Annotated in this window: 16 protein-coding genes; 7 read left to right on the top strand and 9 right to left on the bottom strand. The window is 38.9% G+C overall.

All coding sequences use genetic code 11. The annotated features are described in order from the left end of the window. Nucleotides 1-13: 13 nt before the first annotated feature. Nucleotides 14-1,042, bottom strand: a complete 1,029-nt coding sequence (locus CEY16_RS11465) for a staygreen family protein (RefSeq protein WP_101332172.1) — start codon at nucleotides 1,040-1,042, stop codon at nucleotides 14-16. Between the two features lie 172 nt (nucleotides 1,043-1,214). Between CEY16_RS11465 and CEY16_RS11460 the strand changes: the two genes are divergently transcribed. Continuing rightward, nucleotides 1,215-1,835 (top strand): DUF3298 and DUF4163 domain-containing protein, encoded by a 621-nt coding sequence (locus CEY16_RS11460; RefSeq protein ID WP_101332171.1) that lies wholly within the window; start codon nucleotides 1,215-1,217, stop codon nucleotides 1,833-1,835. A gap of 145 nt (nucleotides 1,836-1,980) precedes the next feature. Next, nucleotides 1,981-3,198 carry a threonine synthase gene (locus CEY16_RS11455; protein ID WP_101332170.1) on the top strand — a complete coding sequence of 406 codons (1,218 nt, stop codon included), beginning with the start codon at nucleotides 1,981-1,983 and terminating at the stop codon, nucleotides 3,196-3,198. A gap of 79 nt (nucleotides 3,199-3,277) precedes the next feature. Here CEY16_RS11455 and CEY16_RS11450 read toward each other — a convergent pair whose 3' ends face one another. Then, on the bottom strand, nucleotides 3,278-3,577 hold the full coding sequence (locus CEY16_RS11450; protein ID WP_101332169.1) for a hypothetical protein: 300 nt from the start codon (nucleotides 3,575-3,577) through the stop codon (nucleotides 3,278-3,280). A gap of 217 nt (nucleotides 3,578-3,794) precedes the next feature. On the opposite strand from CEY16_RS11450, the gene CEY16_RS11445 reads away from it, so the two are divergent. After that, the gene (locus tag CEY16_RS11445; protein ID WP_101332168.1) at nucleotides 3,795-4,694 is read left to right on the top strand and encodes an ABC transporter permease subunit; all 900 of its coding nucleotides are present in this window, start codon (nucleotides 3,795-3,797) and stop codon (nucleotides 4,692-4,694) included. Beyond that, nucleotides 4,691-5,614 carry a peptide ABC transporter permease gene (locus tag CEY16_RS11440; RefSeq protein ID WP_101332167.1) on the top strand — a complete coding sequence of 308 codons (924 nt, stop codon included), beginning with the start codon at nucleotides 4,691-4,693 and terminating at the stop codon, nucleotides 5,612-5,614. Before CEY16_RS11445 ends, CEY16_RS11440 begins: the two co-directional genes overlap by 4 nt. 81 nt (nucleotides 5,615-5,695) lie before the next feature. Here CEY16_RS11440 and CEY16_RS11435 read toward each other — a convergent pair whose 3' ends face one another. From CEY16_RS11435 to ectA, 6 genes are all read right to left on the bottom strand, one after another. Next, entirely contained in the window at nucleotides 5,696-6,418 is a 723-nt protein-coding gene (locus CEY16_RS11435) for an amino acid ABC transporter ATP-binding protein (protein ID WP_101332372.1), read from the bottom strand. 1 nt (nucleotide 6,419) lies between these two features. Continuing rightward, nucleotides 6,420-7,082, bottom strand: a complete 663-nt coding sequence (locus tag CEY16_RS11430) for an amino acid ABC transporter permease (RefSeq protein ID WP_101332166.1) — start codon at nucleotides 7,080-7,082, stop codon at nucleotides 6,420-6,422. 92 nt (nucleotides 7,083-7,174) lie between these two features. Then, the gene (locus CEY16_RS11425; RefSeq protein ID WP_101332165.1) at nucleotides 7,175-7,966 is read right to left on the bottom strand and encodes a transporter substrate-binding domain-containing protein; all 792 of its coding nucleotides are present in this window, start codon (nucleotides 7,964-7,966) and stop codon (nucleotides 7,175-7,177) included. 301 nt (nucleotides 7,967-8,267) lie between these two features. Continuing rightward, complete coding sequence (locus CEY16_RS11420) at nucleotides 8,268-8,654, bottom strand: ectoine synthase (protein ID WP_101332164.1); 387 nt, start codon at nucleotides 8,652-8,654, stop codon at nucleotides 8,268-8,270. Between the two features lie 19 nt (nucleotides 8,655-8,673). Then, nucleotides 8,674-9,951 carry a diaminobutyrate--2-oxoglutarate transaminase gene (gene ectB / locus CEY16_RS11415; protein WP_101332163.1) on the bottom strand — a complete coding sequence of 426 codons (1,278 nt, stop codon included), beginning with the start codon at nucleotides 9,949-9,951 and terminating at the stop codon, nucleotides 8,674-8,676. 81 nt (nucleotides 9,952-10,032) lie between these two features. After that, nucleotides 10,033-10,572 (bottom strand): diaminobutyrate acetyltransferase, encoded by a 540-nt coding sequence (gene ectA / locus CEY16_RS11410; RefSeq protein WP_101332162.1) that lies wholly within the window; start codon nucleotides 10,570-10,572, stop codon nucleotides 10,033-10,035. 655 nt (nucleotides 10,573-11,227) lie between these two features. On the opposite strand from ectA, the gene CEY16_RS11405 reads away from it, so the two are divergent. Beyond that, the gene (locus CEY16_RS11405) at nucleotides 11,228-12,475 is read left to right on the top strand and encodes an argininosuccinate synthase (RefSeq protein ID WP_101332161.1); all 1,248 of its coding nucleotides are present in this window, start codon (nucleotides 11,228-11,230) and stop codon (nucleotides 12,473-12,475) included. An 18-nt stretch (nucleotides 12,476-12,493) separates the two neighbouring features. Continuing rightward, a complete protein-coding gene (argH, locus tag CEY16_RS11400; protein WP_101332160.1) occupies nucleotides 12,494-13,873 on the top strand; it encodes an argininosuccinate lyase in 1,380 nt (459 codons plus the stop codon). A gap of 98 nt (nucleotides 13,874-13,971) precedes the next feature. Here argH and CEY16_RS11395 read toward each other — a convergent pair whose 3' ends face one another. Next, nucleotides 13,972-14,523 carry a SurA N-terminal domain-containing protein gene (locus CEY16_RS11395; RefSeq protein ID WP_143484618.1) on the bottom strand — a complete coding sequence of 184 codons (552 nt, stop codon included), beginning with the start codon at nucleotides 14,521-14,523 and terminating at the stop codon, nucleotides 13,972-13,974. 236 nt (nucleotides 14,524-14,759) lie between these two features. Here CEY16_RS11395 and CEY16_RS11390 point away from each other — a divergent pair, with 236 nt between their 5' ends. After that, nucleotides 14,760-15,866 carry a hypothetical protein gene (locus tag CEY16_RS11390; protein WP_101332158.1) on the top strand — a complete coding sequence of 369 codons (1,107 nt, stop codon included), beginning with the start codon at nucleotides 14,760-14,762 and terminating at the stop codon, nucleotides 15,864-15,866. The last annotated feature ends 30 nt before the right edge of the window (nucleotides 15,867-15,896 follow it).

The raw sequence follows: 15,896 nt of genomic DNA, 5'->3' as shown, positions 1-15,896 counted from the left end.
CCTTTAAAACAACCTACATCCTGAAAGTTTGTGGAAACTGTTTAACGATTGCATCCGTGATTGCATCAGACATACCCAATGCTTGTTCCTCGATTTCATCGTAAATCTGGATATCTTTCTCGTATTCCATGTTAATCATGGCAACTGCTTCTGATTTCGTTAAATCTAAATGGGTGTAGAACATATTCCTAAATTCTTCTTCAGATAAATATGGGTTGATTTTACTCATAAAGAGGGAGATTTCATCAGCGTTTGCATACCATTTTCTCTCTGCTTCAGTAGCTGCTTCCGCATCACCAGCAATGGCTGCATTGACCAGGTCAGCAGCTATCAACAGGTGTTCCTTGATCAATTCAGCGAATCTATCTCCAATCTGATCGCCATATAGTGGTCTGAGGGCATCTCCCATGTCTTCTGCGTTTTGAAGAAGGCGTGTGATCACTTCGTCCACGTCTGGTAAATCGAATGTTAAACTGATGATCGTCATCCGTGTCCAGGCAACATGTTCCTCCCATAAGCTACGCATCTCAGTTTTCAATTCAACCTCCGCAAGGCTTATGCAATCAGTTTTTTTTGAAGAAGATATTCTTATTGTATAGTCTGAAAAAGTCCCCCAATTTTCCCTTTTATTAAACTGTGGATCTGAGGACATGAAGGATATGATGAGCGGGGCATTATCCAGCTTCGGATGTACGTTAAAAAATTGCCTATCCCCATATCTTATTGCCTCTAAGGCAAGGGGCAATTCTCGTCTGAATACTTGGTTTCGTATAGTGGCAGTAGCAGGGTTATAAGGTCCTCCACCATCTACATATACGTACGCCATGTAAATATAGTTTTCTCCATTTAAAATCCATTCTCCTAGCACTTCATCTCGCATTGGATTGATTTGATCAAAGGCATACGTCGATCCAATCGTCAAAAAAAGCTCCGCTGTAATATCGGAGTGGGTGAGGGTATACCTTCTTGGCATAATCGGTTCTCTTTTAGTAACGCCTTCTCTGAATTCCACTGAAAGTTTCTCTGGTTCTAATCTGCTCAAATAATCACTTCCTATAAGACAGTCGTATGATTAAGTTTATGCACGGATGCCTAGAGTAGTGACATTTAGGTACTAGCTGTGTGCGTCATTCTCCTGTTCCTCGTAATAATTCATAAGGATGAAAATATGAATAAGTATATGATGAGTTATTTGAAGAGGGGGAATGGACAGCATGGCTTTTTCGTTACCTGTTCATATTGCGACAGTGAGTATCAGCAAGGGACCGAATCAAACGGTTCTTTACCCACAAGTGCTAGGGATGCAGAATAAAGAAGTGGAAAGATCTATTAATCAGGTGATTACGAATGAGAACTGGGGGCTTATTGAGCTGCAAGAAGGTGGCATGCCAACTCCAGTAGTTGACATGGTCGGACAGTATGAAATTAAGAACAACCAGCGGGAGGTCCTAAGTTTATCACTATCCAACTATACGTATCATTATCACGCAGCGCATGGAACGACTTACATCAAGTCTTTAACATTCGGTTTAGATGATGGAAAGCTTTATTCGTTAGGGGATTTGTTTATGCCGGGAAGTGATTATGTAGAAAGAATTTCAGAACTCGTACAGTTGCAAATAGAAGAACGAGACATTTCTCTCGTAAACGGCTTTACTAGAATAAGTCCTGATCAAGACTTTTATATCGCTGACAAAGCTCTAGTAATCTATTATCAGCTTTATGAAATTACTGCTTATGTATTCGGTTTTCCGATGTTCCCTATCTCGGTTTATGATCTGCAGGATATCATTGATAAAGACGGGCCTCTTGGCCAGATGGTCATTAATAATTGATGATGAGTGTTTTTATATAATCGGGAGAAAATGACAAATTCTGATGATGATTCCCTTAGATTTCATACATGTTATAATAGTATTATTCAAAAATATTCTAACAATCAACTAAACTTTTAATCAAATGACTAAGGAGAATCTGAACATGCATTTTTGGTTTGTATGCAACAAGTGTGGAAAAGAGAGCCCTTTCAATTTAAAGGAAAGCAAATGTGATTGTGGTGGAACACTACTAGTAGAGTACGATTTAGAACGTGTAAGCAAAACTCTTACAAAGGAAAGATTGAAGAATCGAAGCACGTCTATGTGGAGATACTCTGAACTCTTACCAGTAGAAAACGAAAAGAATATTGTATCTTTAGGAGAAGGATGGACGCCTCTTGTCCGAATGAATCAAGCAGAGGAGAAATATCCAGTTAAGAAACTGTGGATCAAAAGGGAAGAGCAGAATCCAACGGGGAGCTTTAAATCCCGTGGCTTTTCTTCTGCGATATCGATTGCGAATGAATATGGGGTTTCCAAAGTAGCTGTAAACTCAAACGGGAATGCTGCTTCGGCATTAGCTGCTTATGCTAGCTATGCAGGGATGGAATCTCATGTGTTTGTGCCCAAGGACTGCCCTGGCCTTATAGTGGATGAATGTGTCCAATACGGGGCTTCTACTTTTTTAGTGAACGGGCTTATACATGACGCTGGTAAAATCATCGAGGACGGAAAACAAGAGCAGGGATGGTACAACGTCGGTACCTTGAAAGAGCCTGGTCGTGCAGAAGGTAAGAAGACGATGGGACTTGAACTTGCTGAACAGTTTAATTGGAATCTTCCTGATGTCATCGTTTATCCGACAGGCGGAGGTTCAGGTGTCATAGGTATTTGGAATGCTTTTCAGCAACTGAAGCAGCTTGGTTTCATTGAGGGAGACCTACCTCGTATGGTGAGTGTACAAGAATTAGGGTGTGATCCTATTGTTTCGGCTATGGAAAATGATAGTGACTTCAACTCCCAAACAGAAAATGTTATTTCTAAGCCTACCGGTATGCGCGTACCTAATCCACCTGATGGAGATCTGATTGTTTCTATTTTGCGCGAAACAAACGGTACTGCAGTAACGGTATCTAAGGAAGAAATTGAGCAAGCTCAAAAGACCAATGGTGCTCAGGGAATATCCTCGTCGCCTGAAGGTGCAGCCACGTGGGCAGGGTTCACTCGTCTGGTGGAGCAAGGTTGGATTAAAGAGGATGATGAAGTCGTTTTATTCAACACTTCTCATGCCATGAAGTACTTACCATGGGAAGCAACAGGTACACCGACCATAAAGACATATGAAGATTGGAAAAAAGTTTCTGAAAATGTTCTTATCTGATTGAGTTATAATACTGACTAAAAATCACACGGGAGAAGAAGCTCAGCTTCAACTCCCGTGTTTTATTTTCCGGAGTTATTTATGTTGTTACTGCGATTAAAGCCATGATAATCATAGACGCAAAAAAGATACTATATAAAAAGAGCCACACTTTTAATAACAAGGAGCCATTCTTAATAACCGTAATAATGCCACGTAATTTGGAAGGACTTACTTCTTGTTCATTTTCATTCAATTTTTCCATATTTAAGTTTTTAATTTTGGTACTCCAAAAATTTTTTCCTTCATCTGTATATTGAAACCAATATATCGATAGTACTCCCCCTAATATAATAGAAGCTTGTGCTAACCATTTTAAGGCAACTGATAAATCATCCATCTCATTGACACCCCTAAACTAATTCTTCTTTATTTCAGTTTAATACATTCATCATCATTTCAAACAACAAATCTTGTCACAGTAGGATTTTCTCATTGTGTCATGGATCGTACACTCACAACTGATTGTGGTTATATAATGAAATTCCTTCTAAGGTCTTCAATAGGAAAATATATATAGTACAAGCTAGATAAATTGGGTCTTGTGGGGAATCGTTATGTTATGGACTTTATGTAGAAATTTATTGGTGTTTGTACTAGTGCTGATAGGGTTTATTCTGATTCTTTTATTGCCAAGAGAGATGGAAGTTTCGCTTTCAGGCCCTTTACAATTTGAAGCTGATCACCCGTTTACTTTAGAAATTTATTTAGATAATATAGCTGGTATCATTTCTCATTTCCAGACAGAGATGGGGTTTGGCACGACGTTGGCTGGAACGCCAATTGTCAATGAAGTACATAGGTATTTGGTGAGGAGTTTAAAGATTATCATTCCTACTTTTTTCCTTGTTATGCTTCTGGGCCCAATGATTGGAGTTGTGCAGTTTTATTACCGAGAGCACAAGCGTGGAAAAGTTATGTCTTTTTTTACATGGGTGATCGGCTCCATTCCTGACTTTTTCCTATTCATAGCTATTCAATATCTGTTGATCAAAATGATCCGTGCGGGGCTACCACACTTCAGCCTGTTCGGAAATGATGAGTGGTATAGCTTCATTATTCCTTTGATCTCACTCATGATATTCCCTCTATTACATATGGTGAAGGTTACTTCGGTTGCAATGGAAAACGAATCAATCCAGGAGCATGTTCGTACGGATTTTTCAAAGGGGCTGACGTTATTTATGGTCCTAAGGCATATGCTTAAGAATTGTGGGCTTTCGATTGTTCATCAATCACAGTTCGTCATGCTCTATATTTTGTCTAGTTTGCCTATTATCGAATTGCTTTCGAATTATAATGGGGCAGGTTATCAGTTATTGGAGAGTGTTTTGAATAATGAACCGATCAGAGCATTGGCACTAGTGATTCCATTTTTATTGTTAATGTTCTGCGTTATGTCTGGCTTACAAGCAGCAAGATTTTTGTTGCTTCCTAGGGAAGTGAAGCGGCAATGAAAAAGAGTTTACTCTTTATAAAAAGGAATCAATTATTCACTTTGGGAACTTTGATGCTGGCATTCCTTCTCTTTATCGCGTTTTTTGGAAAATATCTTCCTTTAGTCGATTCCGAGCTGACAGAAACCCCTTTTAAGAAAACAGAAGAGAAGATTTCGGTTCCTCCGTATGCTCCATCCAATGAGCATATAATAGGGTCAGACCAAGATGGCAGGGATTTGTTGAGCCTTCTAGTCATTGGTGCAAAAGAAACTTTATTTATTGTGTGTCTTATCACCCTGATGAGATATGTAATGGCTTTTTCACTTTCTTACTTAGCCCATAAAAAAATATTTGGTGCGCACGCGATATTAAAGGTCTTCAATCGTTTTCTTTCCTATGTGCCCACGGTCATCATGGTAGTCCTATTAGCGATGCTCCCCCCTGTACTTCTTACAGAAAATAGACCTTTTATCTTAATCTTGATTATTGCATCTGTTGAAGTTGGAAGAGTAGGCGATATGTTAAAGGATGAATTTGATGAGCTTTCTTCCAGAGAACATATGATTAGTGGTATTGCCGTAGGTGTTAGTGAATGGAGGTTGTTAAAGCGCTACTATTTACCGTTTATGTTTAGGAATCTAGTGGTTCATATGGTTACAGATTTAGGTAAAGTCATGTTTCTTCTTGGACAGTTGGGGTTTATCGGAATCTTCATCTCACAAGGGCTCGTTCAAGCAGAGATTGGACAGTTTGAAATCAGGAACGAATCGATTACTTGGCCGGTGATGTTGATGAATTCAATAAGTGATTTAAGGGGACCGATCTGGATTCCATTTTGGTCAGCATTTGCTATGACTTTCACTATTTTTACGTTTCATTTGTTTGCTCAAGGTTTGCAGGACTTATCCAAAAGGAAAGAGACGTATTTTTATAAGTAAATGATATTGAAGTGTTCTACAAAAAAAGGCAACCCACTACATATCTGTAGAGGTTGCCTCTCTTAAATTGTAGTCTACTGTTTATAGAATTTTGCTTAAAAATGATTGAGTTCTTGGATTTTGTGGGTTTTCGAAGATTTGGTTCGGATCTCCTTCTTCCATAATGACCCCTTCATCCATAAACAATACACGGTCGCCTACTTCACGAGCAAAGCCCATTTCGTGAGTTACAACAACCATAGTCATACCTTCGCGTGCTAAGCCTTTCATAACTTCTAGCACGTCTCCGACTAGCTCAGGATCTAAGGCAGATGTTGGTTCGTCAAAAAGCATAACGGTAGGGTTCATAGCTAAGGCTCTTGCAATCGCTACACGTTGCTTCTGACCACCAGACAAGCTTTCTGGATACTGATCTGCTTTATCAGACAATCCGACTCTTTCTAATAATGGTAACGCATTTTTTTCAGCTTCTTCTTTATTGATTCCTTTTACCTTTTTCGGTCCGATTGTGATATTTTCTAAGACAGTCATGTGCGGGAATAGGTTAAAGTGCTGGAACACCATACCCACTCTTGAACGAACTTCATTGATATCAACTGAAGGATCAGTCAAAACGTCACCATCAATCATCACTTCACCTGATGTCACTTCCTCTAAAAGGTTCAAGCAACGAAGAAATGTACTCTTACCTGATCCAGATGGTCCGATAACACAAACCACTTCTTGCTCATCTACTTTTGCGTCGATTCCTTTTAATACTTCATTGTCTCCAAATGATTTATGCAAATCTTTAACCGTAATCATATTAGACATCCAACTTCCTTTCTAATCTACGTAAATATACGCTCGTCGGAATGGTGATCAGTAAATATAATAAACAAACCATCAACAATGTTTCAGTCTGTGAAAAGTTTTGATTATAGTATTGTTTAGCCATATAGAGGACTTCTCCTACAGCAATAACCGAGAATAGAGAGGTGTCCTTCAAGCTGATAATGAACTGGTTTCCTAAAGGTGGAATCATTCGTTTAAATGCTTGAGGCCACACAATATAGCGCATCGTTTGTCTTTCGGTTAAACCGACAGTTCTCCCTGCTTCATGCTGCCCTTTATCAATTGAGTCGACAGCACCTCTCACAATCTCAGCTATGTATGCACCAGCATTGATTGTAATAGCAATAATAGCAGCGGTTAACTTATCAATGTTGAAACCGATGAGATCCTCTGTGAGACCGTAGTAGATGAACAATACTTGTACAAGTATCGGCGTTCCTCGGACTACTTCAACATAAACAGTGGCAATGCCTCGAATAATACTGCTTTTCGAGATTCTTCCTAAACCAGCAATGGCTCCTACGATGAATCCGAGAATAAGACCAAAGATAGTGATTCCTAAAGTCCACATAATTCCTTCAAGAAGATATGGAAGACTTTTTATATAGTGTGATTCCATTATCGCTTCAATCATCCTAAAAACCTCTCCTTATCTTAAAAAGTGAAAAAAAGCGTAACAAGCAATTTACTTGTTACGCTTGAATAATCTCGTTGAGTAATATGTGTTTATTCTGGAGGCGCAGTACCAAACCATTTTTCATAAATTTCATCGTATGTTCCGTCTTCTTTCAAAGTTGCAAGCGCTTCGTTAACAGGTTCAACTAGATCAGAACCTTTTTCAAAAGCAATACCATATGGCTGACCTTCGAAAACTTCACCGACTGTTTTTAGTTCACCTTCAGCATTTTCTTTAATGAAGTACTGAACGTTAGGTAGGTCATATAATGCACCATCTAAACGCCCTGCTTGAACGTCATTGTAAGCGTTCAATATGTTAGGGAAAGCCTCAACCTCTGCGTCAGTGTTGTTGACTAAATATTGTTGACTTGTAGAACCTTGTTTTGTACCAATCATTTTCCCTGCTACATCATCAATTGATTTAATATCCGTATTTTCTTCTGGCACCATTAAAACGAGACCAGAATCATAGTATGGATCCGAGAAATCAATGGACTCTTTACGGTCCTCTGTGATTGATATTCCGGCTACTGCCATCGGATAGCGTCCTGACTCCATACCCGCAATCAATCCGTCAAATTCCATCGTTTCAAATTCAACATTGAAACCGACTTCGTCAGCAATTGCTCTAATTAATTCAATGTCGAACCCTTCCATCTCACCCGTATCTGGATTTTTGTATTCGAATGGTTGGAAGTTTGCATCAGTAGCAACGGTGTAAGTTTCGCCTTCGCCTTCTCCATCACCGTTACCGTCACCACTACTGTCGTCGCTTGTTCCACAAGCAACTAAAAATCCAATAGTAAGTAATGTAGTAAGTAATAATAGTAATTTTTTCACTCTTATTTAGTCCCCTTCCAGATTTTATGTGGTACTTAATAATTATCTCATGGTTTTCAGAAAATTAAAATTTCGATATAAGCTGAAAATCAGTGGTTATTCAATCTTCCATGTGATTTAAGCGAGTAAGCTGATTATAAATTACAATCGCTTCAATATAATCTTAAATCCTCCCGAATTTTCAAAATATTAACGTCAGAAACAAAAGGGTTTTATGGTAAAATTTTCAACACGTTATGCTCTTTAGTATAAAAAGATACCTACAGGATCGCTGTAGGTATCATACTGATCCTATTAGAGATTAATCTTCTGCTACTGGATAAACTCCGTTCTCATCGTGTACTTCAGTGCCAGCGACTGCTGGATTGAATACACAGACCATACGCATATCAGTTTTTGCACGAAGTAAGTGCTCATCGTTTTCGTCTAAAGCATACAGAGTATCCTTTTCTATAGGCCATACTTTGTTATCTTTTAACGTTACGACTTCTCCTTCGCCTTCGATGCAATATACAGATTCTAAGTGGTTTTGGTACCAGATATGAGTTTCAGTACCTGCCTTGATAATTGTGTCATGAACAGAGTAGCCCATGTTATCTTTCTTCAAGATCAGTCTTCTGCTGATCCAATTTCCACCTTCTACGTTGTTTTCTGAGTTTTTTACGTCTTCTAATGATACTACTTTCATTGCTAAATCCTCCTACAAATTAATTTGCTACTGGTGCTTTGACCGTTGCTTTAATGCTTTCTTCGATGATTTCTAATCCTTGCTTTAATGCTTCTTTTTCAATATTAATGGCAGGGAATAATTTGAACACTTCATCGTTAGGACCAGCTGTTTCCATGATCAGGCCACGATTGAATGCTTCTTCAGCAACTTTAGAAGCTAATTCAGGTTCTTCACACGAGATTCCCACCATTAAGCCACGGCCTTTAACTTTGCCTTTAAGCTCAGGATATTCTTGAACGAGGTATTCAAGGTACTCATGAGTCATTTCAGATCTTTCCTTGATGCCTTCTTCAAATGCTTCATCTTTCCAATAATCTAAAGCGGCAGTCGCAGTTACGAACGCATGGTTGTTACCGCGGAAAGTTCCGTTATGTTCACCTGGAGACCAGATATCTAGCTCCGGACGGAATAGCGTGATTGCAAATGGGAGCCCATACCCGCTTAATGATTTAGATAGACAAACAATATCCGGCTGAATTCCTGCTTCTTCAAAGCTGAAGAACGATCCTGTGCGTCCGATTCCCGCTTGGACATCATCAATAATAAGTAGGATGCCCCAACGCTTACAGATATCATCTAATTTTTTCATCCATTCAGAGCTAGCAACATTAATACCACCCTCACCTTGAACGGTTTCTACGATCATAGCTGCAGGAATAGCTACACCACTTCCGCTATTTTCTAAATATGCTTCTAGGTATTCGAGTGTAGTCAAATCTTCTCCGACGAAGCTGTCATATGGCATAGTGACAGCGTGCTGTAAAGGAACTCCTGCACCTTTTCTTTTAGAAGAGTTACCTGTAACTGATAGTGAACCAATCGTCATGCCATGAAAACCATTTGTGAAACTGATAACGTCCGTTCTTCCAGTGACTTTTCGTGCTAACTTAAGTGCACTCTCTACTGTATTTGTTCCAGTTGGTCCAGGGAACATGATTTTATAGTCCAACCCTCTTGGTTTTAAGATCACATCATTGAATTCGTTAATGAAGTCTCCTTTGGCTGTTGTAGCCTTGTCTAATGAATGAGTAATACCATCGTTCTGAATGTATTCGATTAACTTTGCTTTCATCTTCTCATCATTATGTCCATAGTTCAGAGCTCCTGCTCCGGAGAAAAAGTCGATATACTCTTTCCCATCCTCGTCCCACATATTATGTCCTTTTGCTTGTGTAAATACAGTCGGGAAGTTACGGCAATAACTACGTACCTCTGATTCCATCGTTTCGAAAATATTCAAATCTGTTTTACTCAAGTTATGTTCCTCCTTATAATTTATCGAATTACCCCGTGGGGTATTCTGGTTCATATACATATAACGGGTGTTGATTTCAAGCTATTTTTCTAAAGGCCCTATTCTGAACGTCAACTCTTCTTCATGTTCATCACTAGGGAATAAATCCTCAGAAAAGCACTCTGATATTTTACACTCGGTGTCATTATCACGTGCAAATCTTTTAAATAAAGATTGGGAAGCTTGATTGGAAGGAGTAACGGTCGCTTCTAAAAAGCGAACATCTCGGCAAGCCTTTCTGTTAACCAATTCATCTAGAAGTTTGGATGCAACTCCTTTTCCTCGTTGTGAGGAATCGACACCAATCTGCCAGACAAAAACAACATCTTGCCTTTCAGGGGGGATAAAAGCGGTAACGAAACCAACCACTTTATCATCTTCTTTTGCAACAACACAAGTTTCTGCGAAATATTCGCACATCATCAAGTATTTATAAGCCGAATTTTGATCTAGTGAAGAATTATTCACTAATTCCCACATAGCTGAACCATCTTCAACAGTTGGTTTTTCAATTGTAACGTTTTCTAAAGGTTCTACAGTTTTAGTAGCCAATGGACTTTTGATGTTAACTGCTCCCTTCATATTTTTAGTAAAATTTTTCACTCCATTTAATATATTAAGGGGGCGCATACTTTTAATCAAACCAGATAGAACGCGATTATCAGGCATTGAGCACGCTTAATCATGATTAGTGTTATTCAGAGTGATAATCATAAAAAATGGTAACGCATTGTCAGTATTTCTAAAGATTTTAGAGGTGGGAAATTTTTACTTAACAACAGTAGGGTTAACGTGATTCCTTTAGTAGTAAGGGTTCAGGCAAGATTTGAAGTATGAGTGGAATGATATATTCTTACGAGAAATTCGTGGAAAAATAAAAATTTAATTTAGAAGATGGTTTATCCATACCCGTTCTGCTGAAAAGATAACCTAATTTTTTTCAATTGAACTTAAACCTCCGTTAACTGAATGTATACGGTGTTTAACTGAACTTTTGTCACCGCCAACTAAATGTATATGGCTTTTAACCGAACCTAATTCATCGCTAACTCAATTCATCTGGTATTTAACTGATCAAAGGCTAAGATCAATTAATGGTAGTAGAGAAGAATCTTAAATATAGAATTATTAAAATTTCGTAAAGGATTCACCAAAATCCTTGATTTATAACGTATTTTGTATAATAATACAATGTAATGAATAAAAACACGAAAGAAGAGAAAGGGAGTTTCTTTTTATGGCAAAAGAGAAAGTCGTTTTAGCATATTCAGGTGGGTTAGACACCTCTGTTTCAATTAAATGGATTCAAGAGAAGTATGGTTATGATGTAATTGCGGTAGGTTTGGATATTGGAGAGCAAAAGAATTTTGAAGAAGTAAAAGATAAAGCGATAGAGGTGGGAGCGATCAAGGCAATTATGGTCGATGCTAAAGAAATTCTAGCAAACGAATACATATTGCCTGCGCTGCAATCTAATTGCTTATATGAAGGGAAGTATCCACTTTCATCTGCACTATCTCGTCCGCTGATTTCGAAGTTACTAGTAGAAGTTGCGGAAAATGAGGGAGCTGTAGCAGTAGCTCATGGTTGTACTGGGAAGGGGAATGATCAAGTCCGTTTCGAGGTTTCGATCAAAGCGCTGAACCCGGACCTTGAAGTCATTGCACCTGTCCGTGATTGGGGAATGACGAGAGATGAGGAGCTTGAGTATGCTATGGAGAAAGGTATTTCTGTGCCTGCTACTGTGGAGGACCCTTACTCAATTGATGCGAATATTTGGGGAAGAGCATGCGAGGCTGGGGTGCTAGAGGACCCTTGGACGGAAGCGCCAGAAGGAGCATTTGATTGGACGAACCCGGTTGAAGCGACTCCTGATCAAGCGGAATATGTAGAGATTTCATTTAAAAATGGAAAGCCTGTCGCATTAGATGGAGAAGAAATGGGATTGGTCCAGTTGATTGAGAAATTAAATGATATCGGTGGAAAACACGGAGTCGGCCGTATTGATCATATTGAAAATCGTCTTGTCGGTATCAAATCGCGTGAAGTTTATGAAACTCCAGCTGCGCTAATATTAATTCAAGCACATAAAGAACTTGAATTTCTCACACTGCCTCGCGAAATCACTCAATTCAAGACGACCGTTGATCAGCAAATGACACAATTGATTTATGATGGTCTATGGTATTCTCCTTTGAAGCCAGCGATCGAAGCATTTGTGCAGCAGACGCAAAGCGTGGTATCTGGGAAAATCAAGGTTAAGCTTCACAAAGGAAATATAAATGTGGTAGCAAGATACTCTGATAATAGTCTTTATAATGAAGAACTTGCAACCTACTCAAAAGGGGACGCGTTTGACCATAATGCTGCAGTCGGTTTTATCAAATTATGGGGATTGACGACGAAAGTTTATACAGAAGTGAATGAAAATAAGAATGGCCATGTATTAAAAGATGAATATATCGCACTTCAGGAAGAGAAGTAGAGAAGGAAGGGATCAGGCTTGTCAAAACTTTGGGGTGGAAGGTTCACAAAGGACACTAATAAACTTGTTGAGGAGCTCACTGCTTCGATTGCCTTCGATCAAAAAATAGCGAATGAAGATATCCAGGGAAGTTTAGCACACGTCCAAATGCTTGGAGAGCGTAAAATTATCTCTGAAGAAGAGGCGAAAGAAATTTCTGAAGGATTGCTTAAGGTAAAAGAGAAGCTCGAAAAAGAAGAACTGACGTATGATGTTGCTAATGAAGACATTCATATGAATATAGAGAAGTTTCTGATTGATGAAATTGGTCCTGTTGGAGGAAAGCTTCATACTGGAAGAAGTCGGAACGACCAAGTAGCGACTGACATGCATCTTTATTTAAAAAATCATACTTATCAAATCATTGATCTAGTTGAAGCGGTCCAGTCAGCCATTGTTTCTCAAGCGGAAAATAATATTGATACGCTGATTCCTGGATATACGCACTTACAACGTGCACAACCAATATCATTTGCCCATCATCTCATGGCGTACTTTTGGATGTTGGAACGCGATAAATCACGCTTGATTGATAGTCTAGACCGCTTGAACTGGTTACCACTAGGGGCCGGTGCACTTGCGGGGACGACCTTTCCAATTGATCGTGAACGAGTGGCTGAATTGTTAGGGTTCGATGAAGTTTATCCTAACAGTATGGATGCCGTCAGTGATCGCGATTTTATACTGGAATTTTTATCAGCATCTTCGATCATGATGACGCATATCTCTAGGTTGTCTGAAGAGATGGTCATTTGGAGTAGCCAGGAATTCCAGTTCATTGAGCTTGATGACTCTTTTTCTACAGGATCAAGTATCATGCCACAGAAAAAGAATCCAGACGTACCGGAATTGTTACGCGCAAAGACGGGCAGAGTTTACGGCAGCTTGACGGGTCTTTTGACGGTCTTGAAGGGATTGCCGCTAGCTTACAACAAAGACATGCAAGAGGATAAAGAGGGCATGTTCGATACGGTGGAGACAGTCGAAGGTTCGTTGCAGTTACTTGCTCCGATGATCGAGACGATGGAAGTTAAATCGGAAAATATGTATCAGGCAGTAAGTCAGGATTACTCTAATGCAACAGATATCGCTGATTATTTAGTGACCAAAGGGCTTCCATTCCGTGAAGCTCATGAAGTCATTGGAAAAATCGTTCTTTATGCCATCGAAAGCGGGAGATATTTACTGGACCTGACTCTTGATGAATACAAGAAGTTCCATGAATTATTTGAAGAAGATATTTATGACGTATTGGCCCCTGAGAATGTGGTAGCAGCCAGAAATAGTACAGGCGGAACGTCACAGCAACAAGTGAAACTACAAATAGAGAAAGCAAAAAAGATGCTAAGCAAGGCTTAGATTCAGGATTATTGACTAAAGAAGCGAGCTTTAACCATTTGGGGTAAAGAGCTCGCTTTTAATATTTTCTTATTCATTCCTTGACCAATGATATTCCATTAATTAATGAGTATTTCAATTTCATCCTCATGTTTCTCCATCAGTCCATCAACGATCAGTTGTATTTCTTCATTCATTTCTTCGGCCTCTTCATGTGTATCAGGCTTACCTAAATGTTCTTTGAAAAATGCGTTTTGATATGCACTTCTCTCAGCACTTCTTTTAATGAATTTCTTATGAAACTCTTCAGGTTCCATATGAAATTTTTCAGCCTGAGATTCTGCGAAATCTCTAATTTTGTTCGCTTGTTCAGTATCTACATCATCTGGCGGGTAAATACCAAAGTGTTCAACAGATTTCTTGACCTCATCTGAGACATTGATATTCATTTTCTTAGCTTCTTGAATAACAATAGTTTCCCTAACCTTTGCTTCAACCGCTTTAGGAAAGTCTTCATCTTGAATTTCGGCAAAAAAGCGAATGTCTCCCACTGTTATTTCTTCTCCTCTTACAACAGCAGCTACATCATCATTGTTATATGTTGTTGAGTCGGAACATCCCACTATGAAACTTACGCTTATTATAAAAATACAACTAAATATTTTGTACATCTTAACACCTCTAGACCAATTAATCCTGCCACAACTTTTATTTAACAATCTCACTCTTTCTTAACTTTACCGTTAAATTTTTCCATTTGAAATTTGATTTGTTCTAGTTATAAATAACTACTAGGTATAACAGATGAAAGAACTCTATGGTAAACTATGGTGAGCGACTTTCATACATCCGGTCACACAACACAATACTAGAAGCGGTCGAAATAATATTTTCAAAGGGGAAGATCATGAGCAACATTACTTTAGCATTACTAGCAGCAAGCATCGTAGTTATCTTTCTTTATGTTCTATTGATTTCTGTGAATTTGAGAAAAAAGAAGAACGCATTCACTCCATTCACAGTTTCGCTTATTATCATCAGCTTCATTACGGTTGGAGCTAGTTTGTTTTCCATTGTATTAGAAAAAGGTGATGACACGGTAGTAGCAGATGATCAAAGTGAAAACGAGACTGAAATACATAATGAATCAAGTGAAGAAGAAGAGACATCACCTGAAGTGGAGGAAGAGCCTGAAGCTGCAGATAGTGAGGAAGCAGAACAGAAAGCAATGGAATTTGAGCCTGGTGGGACAGAGTATCCGATCATGATACGGGACAGTGACGGAGATGCCCAAGATATTGTTGAAGATGCTGATGGAACTACTTACTTTCCGATGTCTATGCTTACATCCGATGGTGTGAAGTTAGGTTATGCGGGGGTATCATCCTCGATTGTTGCTTTTCCTGAAGATGAATTTAAAAAAGATGAACGCTATTTTTACCAAACCTATATTTATTTCAAAGGTGGCTATGTTCAGTCCATTTCTGAAAACATCGTTTCATATACGGACCCGCTCGTGCCTACTTACCAGTTGGAGGTTGATTCAGGCATCCAAGAAGAACGATATGAAGGATTAGAAATGGGACTCTATGAGTTCATCTATGAATATTTGCCAGTCCAAGAACCTGAGGAAACAGTCGATTTACCATTATTAGAAGGAGATTGGATCAGCCAAGATGAAAATCTGCTGAAAGAGACAAATACTTTAGCGAAACTATCTTTTGATGAAGAGGGTTTTCTCATAATGGAGAACAATCTAATCAATGAATCTGAGGTTCCTAGTGTGGCAAAGTACGAACTTGAACCTTTGGACACTAATGCGTATAAGTTGTACCTGTATCCTGCTCAAGTAAAGGCAGATAGTAACAATGGTGGAGGGGTTTCTGTGTCAGAGGAACCTGTGAAAAGAAACTTCCTTATATATTTAACAGCTGAGGATACCTTCGAACTTGTATTCTTTGATGAGAAGTTGAACAGGCAGAGTGTTACGATGAGTCGACAAAAATTAAATTAAATCTATAAGTTTATAACTCGTTCCAAGTGA

This window comes from Halalkalibacillus sediminis (genome assembly GCF_002844535.1).
GTDB classification, from domain to species: Bacteria; Bacillota; Bacilli; order Bacillales; family Alkalibacillaceae; genus Halalkalibacillus_A; species Halalkalibacillus_A sediminis.
Note: the sequence above shows the minus strand (reverse complement) of the source record. Positions and strands in the feature narration are given on the sequence as shown.